Origin of the sequence: Flavobacterium algicola (assembly GCF_022399565.1) — a bacterium.
In the GTDB taxonomy this organism is placed as follows: Bacteria; Bacteroidota; Bacteroidia; order Flavobacteriales; family Flavobacteriaceae; genus Flavobacterium; species Flavobacterium algicola.
In genome coordinates this window covers 106944-123047 of sequence record NZ_JAJTUT010000001.1, presented here as the reverse complement: position 1 = coordinate 123047, position 16104 = coordinate 106944, and the positions used below count along the sequence as shown (strand labels likewise).

Here is a 16104-nt window from a genome sequence, read left to right as displayed (position 1 = left end):
CTCAGCAACTTACGATTTTGTTAGGTCTCTTTTAAATCCTTATAAGGCTATACCTGGCAACAAAAAAAATACTTTTTTGTTTTGTATGCGATAAAAAACTATCTTTGTTTAACATTTAAGCAAATATGTTAAACAAAGTAAATACCACTTTCAGTATAAAGGACCTTGAAAATCTTTCAGGTGTCAAAGCACATACCATCCGTATATGGGAAAAAAGATATGAGGTGTTTCAACCGCTTCGTACCGATACCAATATTCGTATATATGATTTAAAAAGTTTGCAAAAACTTTTAAATATTAATTTCTTACATCAGTATGGGTACAAAATCTCGAAGATTTCAACCTACGCTGAAGATGAAATTACATCGATGGTGCGTACAATCGTCTCAGAAAAAAACGCTAAAAATCATGCTATTAATACATTCAAAATAGCTATGATGAATTTTGATTACCAGCTTTTTGTGAAAACGTACGATTGGTTAACACAAGAGAAAACTTTTAGACAAATATTTGTCGAAGTCTTTATACCGTTCATGGAGGAGATTGGTCATTTATGGCAGACAGATACAATTTCTCCAGCGCACGAGCACTTTGTTTGTCATTTAATTAGACAAAAAATAATTCTGAACATTCATAACGCTCAGTTGAAAGAAAGAACACAATTTGATAAAACGTTTGTGTTATCTTTACCATTGAACGAAATTCATGATTTAGGTCTGTTGTATCTTAACTATGAGATTGCCAATCAAGGTTATCAAGTTGTTTATTTGGGTGAAAGTTTGCCAATTGAAAATTTGAAAGATTTAAAAAAACATTTCTCAAATATAATTTTTGTTTGTTATTTTACGGTACAACCCGTTTTAGATGATATTGATGAGTATGTAGCAAAGATGACAGAGCAACTTTTAGATGATGAATCAGAAATTTGGTTGTTAGGAAGATTAGCAAATAGTTTAGATAAAAATACGCTGTCTAGCAAAATAACTGTTTTTGATTCTGCTTTAGAATTAATTCAAAAATTATAATTGGGGGTTTTAGATGATTCAATTCTAAGAGAAAAAATGAAAAAAAATATTAGCATAATAGGATCTGGTTTTTCTGCATTGTCTGCGGCTAGTTATTTAGCCAAAGCAGGTCACCGAGTAACTGTTTTTGAGAAAAATGATAGTATTGGTGGAAGAGCCAGACAATTTAAAGCAGAAGGTTTTACATTTGATATGGGCCCGAGCTGGTACTGGATGCCTGATGTTTTTGAACGCTTTTTTGCCGACTTTGGTAAAAAAACTACCGATTATTATGATTTGGTAAAACTTTCTCCCGCGTATAACGTATATTACGGTGAACAAGATTTTATAGCAATCGCAGATAATTTGGAACAAATCGTAAGTACTTTTGAATCAGTAGAAAAGGGAAGTGGTGATCACCTTCGTGCATTTATTGCCGATGCCAAAAGTAATTATGATATCGCCATCAAAGATTTAGTATACCGTCCAGGAGTTTCTCCGTTAGAACTAGTAACATTAGAAACCACCAAAAAATTAGGACAATTTTTTAGTACTATCAAAAGAGATGTTCGCAAGAAATTTAAGAACCAAAAACTAGTTCAGATTTTAGAATTTCCGGTTTTGTTTCTTGGTGCCAAGCCATCTGATACACCGTCTTTTTATAGTTTTATGAATTACGCAGATTTTGGACTAGGAACATGGCATCCTAAAACAGGAATGTTTGATGTGGTACGAGCTATGGAAAGTTTGGCTACAGAGTTAGGAGTTGTTTTTAAAACGAATTCAAATATAGAAGAGATTATCGTAGAAAGCGGAGTAGCAAAAGCAATTATTGTGAACGGGGAAAGAATTAATTCTGATCTAGTTTTGAGTGGTGCCGATTATCATCATACGGAGACATTACTTGATAAGCAATACAGAGTATATTCAGAGAAGTATTGGGAAACTAGAGTATTTGCGCCTTCTTCACTTTTGTTTTATGTAGGTTTTAATAAAAAGATTGAGAACGTTGCCCACCATGATTTATTTTTTGATGTAGATTTTGATGCACATGCAAAAGACATATATGACGAACCAAAATGGCCATTAAATCCGTTATTCTATGCCAATTTCCCTTCGATAACAGATAAAACTGCTGCGCCAGAGGGAATGGAATCGGCATTTTTCTTAATTCCGCTTGCTCCAGGTATAACCGATACGGAAGAATTAAGAGAACTTTATTTTAATAAAATAATTGATCGGTTTGAAACCATTACGCAACAAAAAGTAAAAGACAATATCGTTTACAAAAAGTCTTTCTGTAAAAATGATTTCGTGTCAGAGTACAATTCATACAAGGGTAATGCCTACGGAATGGCTAATACCTTATTGCAAACTGCATTTTTACGCCCTAAATTAAAGAGTAAAAAAGTACAAAATTTATATTTCACGGGACAATTAACCGTGCCAGGTCCAGGAGTTCCACCTGCTTTAATATCAGGGAAGTTAGTTTCTGAATTAATTATTAATCAATTTTTAGAATCGTAAAAATGAAGAATTTATTTGATACCGTATCGTTTAAGTGCAGTAAGTTAGTCACTAAAAATTATAGTACATCGTTTTCATTGGCGGTCTACATGTTATCACCAAGTATACGTAATGACATATACAGTATTTACGGTTTCGTTCGATTTGCTGACGAAATTGTGGATTCTTTTCATGGATACGATAAAGAAGCTCTTATCAATGATTTCGAAAAAGAATATTACAAAGCTTTTGAAGCAGGTATAAGTCTTAATCCTATATTAAATGCTTTTCAGCAAACGGTAAGAGAGAATAATATTTCCGATGACTTAGTGCAGTCTTTTCTTAAGAGTATGAAGTTAGATTTAATAAAACTTAACTACGATAACAAAGAAGACTACAATGAATACATTTACGGTTCTGCAGATGTTGTTGGTTTGATGTGTTTAAAAGTTTTCGTCAGAGGAGATAATGCAAAATATGAAGCGTTAAAAATGGAAGCGATGCGTTTAGGATCAGCCTTTCAAAAAGTGAATTTTTTAAGAGATTTAAAAGATGATAATTTAATTCTAAATCGAAATTATTTTCCTGGAGTTGATTTAAAGTCATTTGATGAAAGGAGTAAAAAAGCAATCATTGACGAAATCGAAGAGGATTTTAGAATCGCTCATCAAGGAATTAAAAAGTTACCAATAGAAGCAAAGTTTGGTGTATATACGGCTTACGTTTATTACAAGAAGTTGTTGCATAAGTTAGAAAATACACCATCACACGAAATAGGAAATACAAGGATTCGAGTTTCCAATTATTCAAAAATGGGATTATTAGCTAAATCTTTTGTATCCTATAAATTGAAGTTAGTTTAACGATAAATTAATTAAAAAATATAAATAAAATGATTTCATTTTTAATCACAATAGCTGTTTTTCTACTCATGGAGTGTGTTACATGGTTGACACATAAGTATGTAATGCATGGTTTTATGTGGTATTTTCATGCAGACCACCACCAACCTAAGTACGCAAATGTATTTGAGCGAAACGATATATTCTTCATAATTTTTGCTATTCCTAGTATAGTACTTTTTTATTTTGGAGCAAATGCAGGTTTTAATTATTTGTTTTTTATCGGACTTGGAATAACCTTGTACGGTTTTTGTTATTTTATGATTCACGATATTTTAATTCACCAACGTTTTAAATTATTTAAAAACACTCAAAATCCTTACTTGGTTGGCTTGAGAAAAGGACATAAAGTACACCATAAACATTTAGGAAAAGAAGAAGGAGAATGTTTCGGAATGCTTTTCGTGCCTTTTAAATATTACAAATCAAGAAATACAAAATCGACAGTTGCTTAAACAGTAGCTTCTTCAGTTTTACATAGATGGGTGAGGTATAGATGATAATGTGTAGGAATTTAATTAACTGGCTTCTTATTCAATTAATCAATGCAGCTAGTATATTAGTTGTTGATTTTAGGAATTCTATTTTCTATTAAGTTCCGCATACTCTTAAATACAGTTTAATTTGGGCGTGCCCCGCTCAAGCTCAAACTGTTGAGAGCGGGTCAGGCTGTCCGTTCCCGCTTTTTATATCTTTAAAAAAAAAGATATAAAAGAGCTCCACTACCATCCTTCACGCAAACCTATCGTCATTATAGAGGATTATATTTTTTGAGGAGAATTAATATAAATATAAAATTTTGCTAGAGTAAAGAAATATATAGTGCGTTTAAAAATCTAACGTGATTACAAAATATTGCCGCTATATAAAGATAAAAGTTAAATTCAAATCAATACCGCATTATGAAACTATACAAAAAAGAATCAGTACAATATGTTGATGCAACTCTAGAAGAATGCTGGGCTTTTTTTTCGAGTCCAAAAAACTTGCAGAAAATTACACCAGATACAATGGGATTTCAAATCACAGATTATGACGGTAAAAATATGTATGCGGGTCAAATTATACAGTATAAAGTTTCGCCTTTATTGGGCATAAAATTACCTTGGGTGACTGAAATTACTGTGGTAGAAGATAAAAGCTATTTTATAGACGAACAACGATTTGGACCTTATGCTTTATGGCATCACAAACATTTTTTTGAAGCTACGGCAAAAGGGGTAAAGATGACAGATGTAGTTCACTACGGTTTGCCGTTAGGTCTATTAGGTCGAATGATGAATACGCTAATGGTAAAAAGTAAATTAAATGAAATTTTTGCTTATCGAGAAAAAGCAGTTAATCAAATATTTAATAATAAGTAATGAATAAAGCAAAGGTTTCATTTTTTTGGTTTAGAAGAGATTTAAGGTTAGAAGATAATATAGGCTTGTTTAATGCCTTACAATCTAGCAACCCTATAATTCCCTTATTTATTTTTGATGAAGCAATTCTAGAACAATTACCAAAAGATGATGCTAGGGTTACATTTATTTACGAGTCATTGTCCACTATAAATACTACTTTGAGCACTGTTGGTAGTTCCTTAAATATTCAGAAGGGTAAAACAAAAGAAGTATGGAATACTTTGATGCAGGAGTATGACATACAAGAAGTTTTCTGGAACAAAGATTACGAGCCTTATGCACTCGAGAGAGATTTGGCAGTAGCAAATGCACTAGAAGAAAATGTTAGTATAGCACATAGTTTTAAAGATCAAGTGATTTTTGAGGAGAGCGAAATTACAAAATCTGATGGGTTGCCGTACACCGTTTACACACCATTTAAAAATAAATGGTTGGAAAAATTTAAAACTGATGGCGCTTTAATAGAATATAAGTCAGAAGAGTTATTTTCTAATTTCTATAAATTTAAATTTGATTTTCCTACATTAGAACATATCGGTTTTGTTGAGAGTGCAATTAAAGTTAAACCTCATAATTTAACACAAATTAAAACGTATCACGACACCCGTGATTTTCCTGCTGTTGATACCACTTCTTATCTATCGCCACATTTGCGATTTGGTACAGTCAGTATTCGAAAACTAGTTACATGGGCTGCAAAGACCAATGCTGTTTTCTTATCTGAATTAATTTGGAGAGAATTTTTCATGCAGATTTTGTTTCATTTCCCCAAAGTGGTAACGCAAAACTTTAAAAGTTCCTATGACGGAATCAAATGGCGGAACAACGAAGCTGAATTCGAAAAATGGTGTTCAGGAAATACAGGTTATCCGATGGTAGATGCTGGAATGCGACAACTTAATACAACTGGTTATATGCACAATCGTGTGCGTATGGTAGTAGCCAGTTTTTTATGCAAACATTTAATGATTTCTTGGCAATGGGGAGAATCTTATTTTGCACAAAAATTATTAGATTACGATCTTTCTGCAAATGTAGGGAATTGGCAATGGGCTGCTGGTACGGGTTGCGATGCAGCTCCATACTTTAGAGTTTTTAATCCCGCAATCCAGTTAAAAAAGTTTGATGAAAAAGGAATTTATATCCGGAAATGGATACCAGAGTTCGATTTGGGTTATGCAGAACCCATGGTTGAGCATGCCTTTGCACGTGATCGTGCAATAGCAACTTATAAGGAAGGTATTGTAAAATAGAATAGTCACTATTTATAAAATAAAGCAAAATGAAAAAGAAAGTTTTAATAACAGGAGGAACAGGTTTTGTGGGGAGCCACCTTACAAAATTGTTGGTTGCAAAAGGATTTGAAATTAGTATTTTGAGCCGATCTAAAAAAGTAGATGAACAATCGATTTCCTATTATGTCTGGGACGTAGACAAAGGTATTATAGATGAAAAGGCAGTGTTAGATGCCGACTTTATTATACATCTGGCTGGCGAAAATATTGCTGGTAGCCGTTGGACTGAGCAACGTAAAAAAGATATTGTAACGAGTAGGGTAGCGCCAGTAGCACTGATTAAGACTGTACTAGAAAAAAACAACAAAAAACTAGAAGCTTTTATATCAGCTTCTGGTGTAGGTATTTATGGAGCTATCACCGATTCGAAAATCTGCAAAGAAAATACCGATGTTTATAATGATTTCTTAGGAGAGACTTGCCAAAAATGGGAAGCTGCGGCAGATACTATTTCTCCTTTTGCAAATCGGGTTGTCAAGGTAAGAACAGGTTTGGCATTGGGTAAAGATGGTGGTTTTCTTGAAAAAATGCTACCGCTATTCAAATGGGGTTTAGGTTCTGCAATTGGATCAGGAAAGCAGTATATGCCATGGATTCACATTGATGATTTGTGTGCTATTTATCTTGAAGGATTGCGGAATCCTGCAATGAATGGAGCATATAATGCCACTATTCAAGATAACACTACAAATAAGATATTTGCAAAAACATTGACACAAGTTTTAGGTTATAAAATGTGGTTTCCAGCAGTACCTAGTTTCATGATGCGATTATTACTAGGAGAGATGTCTGTAATTATTTTAGAAGGGAGACGAGTTTCTTCGAGCAAGATTGAAAAACTGGGATTTCGTTTTAAATACATTAATTTAGAAAATGCACTTCAAGACTGTATTTAAAAAATCAATAATTGACTGATAGTATCAACTCTTACAATTTCTCTTACCAGCAAATTTTTTAGATTGCAATCTATAAAAGAAATGTGATTTAAATTTTTAGAAATTAATATCGTTCTTGTCGAAAGTAATTTTTGATTGTAATTTTCTATGCGCATGTAGAATGATCTCTGATCAGTATAAAAAAATCTAATATAGATATAAAGCAAAAAATCCTAAGTCTTAAGTCTTAGGATTTTTACTTCTTATTAATATGCACTACGATCGAAAGTTTATTTTAAAAATATATTCGCTGTCGACAGATAGTTCATCGGTACTTAATTTTTTAAGGTGTAGACTATTCATTATAAATTCATTTAAATTTTCATCTGTAGAATCGGTATCCAGTACTATAATTTCATTATCATTATTTATCTTGAAAACTACTCTTACTATTGTAGCACTTTCCAGTTCATTATCAGATGACGAAGGATTTAAGAGTGTTGCTAATTCGCTATTTATTCTAGAATATGTTTTCTTTGGCAACATATTCGCTGCCGATACCATTGGAGAATACATTTGAACAATCAATACAATTATTAAGGATAATTTTCTCATTACTTACTGTTTACATTTGACTTTTTTACTTTTTCGATTCAAATGTACATAGTTATTCAAGGTATGAATCGTTGTGGTTGATAGCTTAACGTATTGGTAAGATTTGAAAAGTTGAGCACAAAAACATCTTATAAAATAGTAATCCGTAAAATATGAAAGGCCTGTAATTAAATTTTGGAATCGCTGAAGTATACTTATTGATTTACTTCAAATACACAGAATTCTGCATGTGATAATCGTCGATGTGTCTTAACAATGTCGTAACCTAGATTTTGATTTCGAATTAAAACAAAAATAATCCTGAGCTTTCGCTCAGGATTAATATTATAATTATACTAGGATTCTAGTTGTATTATATTTTCAATTAAGAAAGTGCTTTTTTAACTTGATCTGCAGCTTCTTGAAACTCTACCGCTGATAAAATCGGCATTCCAGAGTTGTCAATCAATTCTTTTGCAATTCCAGCGTTTGTACCTTGTAAACGTACAATAATAGGCACTCTAATTGCGTCACCCATGTTTTTGTAAGCATCAACAACTCCTTGAGCTACACGATCACAACGAACGATACCTCCAAAGATGTTAATTAAGATCGCTTTTACGTTAGGATCTTTCAAGATAATACGGAAAGCTGTTTCAACACGTTTCGCATCAGCAGTTCCACCTACGTCCAAGAAATTTGCAGGTTCAAAACCAGCATACTTGATTAAATCCATAGTTGCCATTGCAAGACCAGCACCATTTACCATACATCCAACAGTTCCGTCAAGATCTACGTAGTTCAATCCAACTTCTTTTGCTTCAACTTCGATTGGATTTTCCTCACGAACGTCGCGCATTTCAGCGATTTTTACTTGTCTGTATAATGCATTGTCATCAATGTCAACTTTTGCATCAACTGCTAAAATTTTACTATCAGAAGTTTTTAATACTGGGTTGATTTCAAACATTGAAGCATCAGATCCGATGTAAGCTTTGTATAAAGCGTCGATGAATTTCACCATTTCTTTAAGGGCAGCACCAGAAAGACCTAAGTTAAAAGCAATTTTTCTCGCTTGAAAACCTTGTAATCCAACAGCTGGGTCAATTTCCTCAGTAAAAATTAAATGTGGTGTATGTTCAGCAACTTCTTCAATATCCATTCCTCCTTCAGTAGAGTACATAATCATATTACGACCAGTTCCTCTATTTAAAAGTACTGAAACGTAAAATTCAGAAACTTCAGTTTCACCAGGATAGTAAACATCCTCAGCTACCAAAATTTTGTGAACTTTCTTCCCTTCAGCTGAAGTTTGAGGAGTTACCAATTGCATTCCGATGATTTGTTCTGCAATTTCAGCAACTTGTTCTAAGTTTTTTGCCAATTTTACTCCACCACCTTTTCCACGTCCACCTGCATGAACTTGTGCTTTAATAACATGCCATCCTGTACCGGTTTCAGCAGTTAATTGTTTTGCAGCAGCTACAGCTTCAACCGCGTTATTAGCCACTATTCCGCGTTGTATGCGAACTCCGTAACTAGCTAAAATTTCTTTACCTTGATATTCGTGTATGTTCATAATATAGATTTTATCTGGACTCTGAATTTGTTTCAGAATAAATAAGTGCAACAAAAGTAACAAAATACATTCTAAGAGAGAAATATTTTTAAAATTTAAAAATCATTTATTTTGCAACTTATGTTAAAAAAAAAGGAAACGCCATTTTCGATCTTAAATAAGAATTGTTATTATGTTAAGCTTCATTTAAATCCTACTAAATATGGAATCAAAAATCACAAAATTGTCACAAAATGTTCAATATTGGCTTTTATAAACTATTATAATTATCATTTTGCCAATACAAGGCTTAAAAATACTGCTTATTGACAAATATCATCACTTATTATGATTTTATTATAAAAATACAGCTAATACCACGTTTTCAACTCCATATATACAATGAAATCTTTATTTTTGTAAAAAAAAATTATCAAGCATGAAACTTAAAGAACAAGGCCTTTATTTGCCAGAATTCGAGCATGAAAACTGTGGAGCTGGTTTTATTTGTAACCTTAAGGGGGAGAAAACGAATCAAATCATACATGACGCATTAGAAATTCTCGTAAAATTAGAGCACCGTGGTGGTGTGAGTGCTGACGGAAAAACAGGAGATGGAGCAGGACTTTTAATTGATATACCACATGAGTATTTCAATAGAGTATGTGATTTCACGCTACCTGCAGCACGTGAGTATGCTGTTGGAATGGTATTTTTACCAAAAATCAAAAACCAGTACGTTTTCTGTAAAGACATATTTGAAAAAGAAATCAAAGCGCAAGGACTTACCGTTTTAGGATGGAGAGAAGTTCCTGTAGATTCTAGTCAACTAGGTGAAATCGCATTGGCATCAGAACCAGCTATTGAACAATTATTTGTTGGAAAATCGGAGGCAATTGACGAAGCTACTTTTAAAGCGAAGTTATACGCTGCACGTAAAATTGCAGAACACGCTATAATAGGATCTAAGATCTCTCAAAGCGCTTATTTTTACGTACCAAGTTTATCTACAACAACCCTTATCTACAAAGGTATTATCATGCCTGAAGATATTGGACCTTATTATACGGACTTACAGCAAACAGATTTAGTAACTCGTTTAGCGTTAGTTCACCAACGTTTCTCTACCAATACAATGCCTACATGGGAATTGGCACAACCTTTTAGATACATGTGTCAAAATGGTGAAATCAATACCTTACGTGGTAACGTAAGTAGAATGCGTGTACGTGAAGAAATCATGAAAAGTGATGTCTTTGGACCACAAATAGAAAAATTATTCCCAATCATCTTACCAGGAAAATCAGATTCTGCTTCTATGGATATGGTGGTTGAGTTATTAACACATACAGGAAGATCATTGCCAGAAGTAATGATGATGATGATTCCTGAAGCATGGGAGAAACATAAAACCATGTCTGATGAGAGAAAAGCATTTTACGAATACAATGCTTGTATTATGGAGCCATGGGATGGACCAGCTTCTGTACCATTCTCAGACGGTGACTACATCGGTGCGTTATTAGACCGTAATGGTTTGAGACCTTCTCGATATACAGTAACTAAAAGTGGTAAATTGATCATGGCATCAGAAATTGGTGTTTTTGAAGTTGATCCTGCTGATGTTGAAAGTCACGGTAGATTAGAGCCTGGAAAAATGTTTCTTGTAGACATGAATGAAGGTCGTATCATCAACGATATGGAGATCAAAAGTAAAATTGTATCTGAAAGACCATATCAAGAATGGTTAGAGCAGTACCGTTTGAACTTAAAAGATGTTCCTGCAACTTCAGAGGTTTGTCCAATTGAAACTATTGATTTAAAGACAAGAGAACGTTTGTTTAATTATACGCTTGAAGATATTCAAGAAATGATTGTACCAATGGCTCAAGCTGGTAAAGAAGCTTTGGGTTCTATGGGTATTGATACGCCTCTTGCAGTATTGTCAGACAGACCACAATTAATTCCTAACTATTTCAAGCAATTATTTGCTCAAGTAACCAACCCTCCTTTGGATGGTATCCGTGAAGAAATTGTTACTGATATTAGTTTGGCATTAGGACAAGACAGAAATATCTTTGATATCTCTAGCAAACAATGTAGAAAATTAAGAATTCAGAATCCAGTTATCTCTAATGACGATTTAGAGAAAATTAGAAATATCTCAATTGGTAACTTCCAAGCTGAAACTGTCGAAATACTTTATGGAAAAGATAAAGGATTAAATGGTTTGGAAAATGCTTTGGATGATATCATTATTCAAATTACAAAAGCAGTTGAGAGAGGAACAAACATCATTATCTTATCTGATAGAGGTGTAAACCAAGATTTTGCTCCAATTCCGGCATTACTTGCTTGTTCTTATGTACATCACCAAATGAACCGTTTGCGTAAGCGTTCTTACTTTGATATTATTATCGAGTCTGCCGAGCCACGTGAACCACACCATTTTGCAACATTATTTGGTTACGGTGCAAGTGCAATTAACCCTTATATGGTTAATGAAATTATTCGTGTGCAAGTGCAAGAAGGATTCATTACAAATATTAGTGAGCAAAAAGCAGTTGATAATTTTAATAAAGCGATTGGTTCTGGTATTTTGAAAATCATGAATAAAATCGGAATTTCAACATTACACTCGTATAGAGGTTCTCAAATCTTTGAGATTGTTGGTTTCAACTCTAAATTTGTTCAAAAATACTTTCCTTATACAGCTTCTAGAATTGAAGGTATTGGTTTGTATGAAATTGAAAAAGAAATTAATGAAAGATACCAGTACGCTTATCCAGATGTATTAGTTCCAAACCGTTTAGGATTAAATATTGGTGGGGAGTACAGATGGAGACGTAATGGAGAAAGACATATGTTCAATCCTACTACTGTTGCCAAATTGCAACAAGCAGTACGTTTGAGTGATCAGGACAGTTACGATGTGTATGCTAAAACAGTAAATGATCAAGCAACAAGTTTGATGACCATCCGTGGTTTGTTCGAGTTTGATAATCTTGACCCTATTCCTTTAGACGAGGTAGAGCCTTGGACCGATATTGTAAAACGTTTCAAAACGGGAGCAATGTCATACGGATCTATTTCAAGAGAAGCACATGAAAACTTAGCAATCGCAATGAACCGTATTGGTGGTAAATCCAATTCTGGTGAAGGTGGAGAAGATAGAACTCGTTTCCAACCAGATGTTAATGGTGATAGTCGTAATTCTGCTATCAAACAAGTAGCTTCAGGACGATTTGGAGTAACTTCTCACTATTTATCTAGTGCTAAAGAAATTCAAATTAAAATGGCTCAAGGTGCGAAACCTGGAGAAGGTGGACAATTACCAGGTGAAAAAGTATTGCCTTGGATTGCTGCAGCTCGTAACTCAACTCCTTTTGTAGGATTGATTTCGCCTCCGCCACACCATGATATTTACTCTATTGAAGATTTAGCACAATTAATTTTTGACTTGAAAAATGCAAACAGAGAAGCTCGTATCAATGTGAAACTGGTTTCTGAAGTTGGTGTTGGTACCATTGCTGCTGGTGTTGCAAAAGCAAAAGCAGATGTTGTTCTAATCGCAGGTTATGATGGTGGTACTGGAGCATCTCCTTTAACATCATTGAAACACGCTGGTCTTCCATGGGAACTTGGATTGGCAGAAGCACAACAAACATTGGTTTTAAATAATTTAAGAAGTCGTATCGTTGTTGAGTGTGACGGACAATTGAAAACAGGACGTGACGTTGCTATCGCTGCATTATTAGGTGCAGAAGAGTTTGGTTTTGCAACTGCTCCACTTGTAGCTTCTGGTTGTATCATGATGCGTAAATGCCACTTGAATACTTGTCCAGTAGGTATTGCAACTCAAGATAAAACATTGCGTAAGAATTTCAAAGGAACTCCTGAGCATGTTATTAACTTCTTCTTTTATGTAGCTGAGGAGTTAAGAGCTATTATGGCTTCATTAGGTTTCAGAACAATGGAAGAGATGATTGGGCAAACGCACAAAATCAATTCTAATAAAGCGATTACACATTACAAAGCAAGAGGTTTAGATTTATCTTCTATCTTACACAGACCAGATACTTACAAATATTTGACAGTAAGAAATACAGAGAAACAAGATCATAATTTAGAGAATGTTTTGGATTTCCAAATCTTGAAAGATTCACACCGTGCATTGTATAGAAAAGAAAAGATGACTTTAGATTACCCAATTAGCAATATCAACCGTTCGGTTGGAGCTATTGTAAGTAATGAGATTTCAAAAATATATGGTCATTTAGGTTTACCTGAAGATACTCTTAATATTAATTTCACAGGATCTGCCGGTCAAAGTTTAGGTGCGTTTAGTGCACATGGATTGACTTTTACAGTTGAAGGTAATACAAATGATTATTTAGGTAAAGGTTTGTCTGGTGCTAAATTAATCATCAAGAAACCAGCTACCGCTACATTTGTTGCAGCTGATAATATCATCGTAGGAAACGTTTGTTTGTTTGGAGCTGTCGAAGGACAAGCTTTCATCAACGGTATTGCAGGAGAACGTTTTGCAGTACGTAACTCTGGAGCTACAGCAGTAGTTGAGGGTGTGGGTGATCACGGTTGTGAATACATGACTGGTGGTAAAGTAGTCGTTCTTGGTACAACAGGAAGAAACTTTGCAGCAGGTATGAGTGGTGGTATCGCATACATATACGATCCAGCAAACAAATTCAAAAATGGTTTGTGTAACACAGAAACTATTGATTTTGAAACAATCGAGGGAACAGAAGCAGACGAGTTAAAACAATTGATCGAAAAACATGTCCTTTATACGAACAGTACTAGAGGAGCTGATTTATTGAAAGATTGGAGCGTAAGTTTAGCAAATTTTGTAAAAGTAATGCCTACTGAATACAAAAAAGCACTTAAACGCTTAGAAACTGAAGAACAAATGGTAGAAGAATTAACAGCATAATACAATGGGAAAAGTAACAGGTTTTAAAGAATTCGAAAGAATAGATGAATCATACACATCAGTACAAGAACGTGTAGGGAATTATAACGAATTTACAGTTCCTTTGAGTGAAGCTGAAATTACAAGTCAAGGTTCTCGTTGCATGGATTGTGGAATTCCATTTTGTCATAGTGGTTGTCCATTAGGAAATTTAATTCCTGATTTTAACCACATGGTACATCAAGGAGAGTGGCAAAAAGCATCTTGGATATTACACTCTACCAATAATTTTCCTGAATTTACAGGACGTTTGTGTCCTGCACCATGCGAAAAAGCATGTGTTTTAGGAATTATTGAAGAGCCAGTATCTATTGAGAATATAGAAAAAAATATTGTTGAACGCGCCTTTAAAGAAGGATGGATCAAGCCGCAACCTCCAAAAACAAGAACAGGTAAAACTGTTGCAGTTGTTGGATCTGGACCTGCAGGATTGGCAGCAGCGCAGCAATTAAACAGAGCAGGTCATACTGTTACTGTTTTTGAAAGAGATAATGCAGTTGGTGGTTTATTGCGTTACGGTATTCCTAATTTCAAAATGGAAAAAGGAATTATCGACAGACGTGTCGCTATATTGGAAGCAGAGGGAATTATTTTTAAAGTAAACACTAATGTTGGTGTAAACTATGATATTAATGATCTTAAAGCTTTTGATTCAATTGTTCTTTGTGGTGGAGCTACAGAAAGAAGAAGCTTACCTACCCCTGGTATTGATGCTGATGGAGTGGTGCAAGCAATGGATTTCTTGACGCAACAAACAAAAGTGGTATTTGGTGAAACAATCGAAGATCAAATAATGGCTACTGGTAAAGATGTGATCGTAATTGGTGGTGGTGATACAGGATCTGACTGTGTGGGAACGTCAAATCGTCATGGTGCGAAATCAGTAACCAACTTTGAGATTATGCCAAAACCTCCGGTAGGAAGAAGCGAATCAACGCCATGGCCTTATTGGCCGTTGCAACTTAAAACATCTTCTTCTCATAAAGAAGGTGCTAACAGAAACTGGTTGATTAATACTAAGGAATTTGTAAAAGATGCTGCGGGTAAATTAATTGCATTAAAAACAGTTACCGTTGAATGGAAAATTGTTCCAGGACAAAGACCAGAATTAATCGAAATTGAAGGTTCTGAGAAAACTTGGCCATGTGATCTAGCGTTATTAGCGTTAGGGTTTACTGGTCCTGAAAAAACTTTGGCAGAGCAATTAGGTCTTAAAACTGACTTTAGAAGCAATTACGTAGCCAACAACTACCAAACTAATGTAGCAAACGTATTTACTGCGGGAGATATGAGAAGAGGTCAATCATTGATAGTTTGGGCTATTTCTGAAGGTCGTGAGGCTGCAAGAGAAGTTGATTTGTATCTAATGGGACATTCTAATTTACCTACGAAAGAAGGTGGAGATTTACCGGGAGTACAATAATCATTACTCTATAAATATCAAAAAGGCTGTCTAGTAATAGACAGCCTTTTTATTTATATTTTAATCTGGAATTAATTTGATGAGGAATACATTGTACTAGTTCATCTTAAACTGTTATTTGTTGTAGGTTCTAAACACCTTGTTCCGATATAGATTTCTCAATAATTGATTGGATCTCGCCTGGTTTTATAGGTTTGATTATATAATCGGAAATTTCGCTTATTTTTTTTGATCTCTCAATGTCTGCAATATCAACAGATGATGAAACCATATATATAGTAATTTTCTTTGCTAATCTTGGTTTAAGTTTTATATACTCTTCCATAAACTGAAAACCATCCATTATCGGCATATTTATGTCTAATAAAATAACATCTGGTAATTCGTCCTCTCTTTTTAGATTTTCGATTACAAAATTTAATGCTTCTTCGCCATCGGAAAAAGTTATAATGTCCTTTACTAGATTGAGTGACTGTATGGTTCTTTTTAAAGTAAATTGATAAACATCGTCATCATCAACAATACAAAAAATAATATTTTTATTCATC

General features: G+C 34.1%; 12 protein-coding genes. 9 read left to right on the top strand and 3 right to left on the bottom strand.

The features are described from left to right. Window positions 1–125: 125 nt before the first annotated feature. The 7 genes from LXH21_RS00485 (at window position 126) to LXH21_RS00455 (ending at window position 7009) form a co-directional block, all read left to right on the top strand. Complete coding sequence (locus LXH21_RS00485; RefSeq protein ID WP_239861847.1) at window positions 126–1025, top strand: MerR family transcriptional regulator; 900 nt, start codon at window positions 126–128, stop codon at window positions 1023–1025. Between the two features lie 36 nt (window positions 1026–1061). Then, the gene (locus tag LXH21_RS00480; RefSeq protein ID WP_239861846.1) at window positions 1062–2531 is read left to right on the top strand and encodes a phytoene desaturase family protein; all 1470 of its coding nucleotides are present in this window, start codon (window positions 1062–1064) and stop codon (window positions 2529–2531) included. Between the two features lie 2 nt (window positions 2532–2533). Next, the gene (locus tag LXH21_RS00475; RefSeq protein ID WP_239861845.1) at window positions 2534–3373 is read left to right on the top strand and encodes a phytoene/squalene synthase family protein; all 840 of its coding nucleotides are present in this window, start codon (window positions 2534–2536) and stop codon (window positions 3371–3373) included. A gap of 29 nt (window positions 3374–3402) precedes the next feature. After that, window positions 3403–3867: a sterol desaturase family protein gene (locus tag LXH21_RS00470; RefSeq protein WP_239861844.1), complete on the top strand. Its 465-nt coding sequence runs from the start codon at window positions 3403–3405 to the stop codon at window positions 3865–3867. 447 nt (window positions 3868–4314) lie between these two features. Next, window positions 4315–4776 (top strand): SRPBCC family protein, encoded by a 462-nt coding sequence (locus LXH21_RS00465; RefSeq protein ID WP_239861843.1) that lies wholly within the window; start codon window positions 4315–4317, stop codon window positions 4774–4776. Next, on the top strand, window positions 4776–6071 hold the full coding sequence (locus LXH21_RS00460; protein ID WP_239861842.1) for a cryptochrome/photolyase family protein: 1296 nt from the start codon (window positions 4776–4778) through the stop codon (window positions 6069–6071). Before LXH21_RS00465 ends, LXH21_RS00460 begins: the two co-directional genes overlap by 1 nt. Window positions 6072–6100: 29 nt before the next feature. Next, complete coding sequence (locus LXH21_RS00455; protein WP_239861841.1) at window positions 6101–7009, top strand: TIGR01777 family oxidoreductase; 909 nt, start codon at window positions 6101–6103, stop codon at window positions 7007–7009. 255 nt (window positions 7010–7264) lie between these two features. Here the strand turns inward: LXH21_RS00455 and LXH21_RS00450 are convergent, their stop codons facing one another. Further along, window positions 7265–7603, bottom strand: coding sequence for a hypothetical protein (locus LXH21_RS00450; protein WP_239861840.1), 339 nt, complete (start codon window positions 7601–7603; stop codon window positions 7265–7267). A 364-nt stretch (window positions 7604–7967) separates the two neighbouring features. Next, window positions 7968–9161, bottom strand: a complete 1194-nt coding sequence (gene sucC / locus LXH21_RS00445; protein ID WP_239861839.1) for an ADP-forming succinate--CoA ligase subunit beta — start codon at window positions 9159–9161, stop codon at window positions 7968–7970. A gap of 418 nt (window positions 9162–9579) precedes the next feature. Between sucC and gltB the strand changes: the two genes are divergently transcribed. Together gltB and LXH21_RS00435 are read left to right on the top strand one after the other, a co-directional pair. After that, window positions 9580–14094, top strand: a complete 4515-nt coding sequence (gltB, locus tag LXH21_RS00440; protein WP_239861838.1) for a glutamate synthase large subunit — start codon at window positions 9580–9582, stop codon at window positions 14092–14094. Between the two features lie 4 nt (window positions 14095–14098). Then, complete coding sequence (locus tag LXH21_RS00435) at window positions 14099–15556, top strand: glutamate synthase subunit beta (RefSeq protein ID WP_239861837.1); 1458 nt, start codon at window positions 14099–14101, stop codon at window positions 15554–15556. 130 nt (window positions 15557–15686) lie between these two features. On the opposite strand, the gene LXH21_RS00430 is transcribed toward LXH21_RS00435, so the two are convergent. Then, on the bottom strand, window positions 15687–16103 hold the full coding sequence (locus tag LXH21_RS00430; RefSeq protein WP_239861836.1) for a response regulator: 417 nt from the start codon (window positions 16101–16103) through the stop codon (window positions 15687–15689). Window position 16104: the final 1 nt, after the last annotated feature.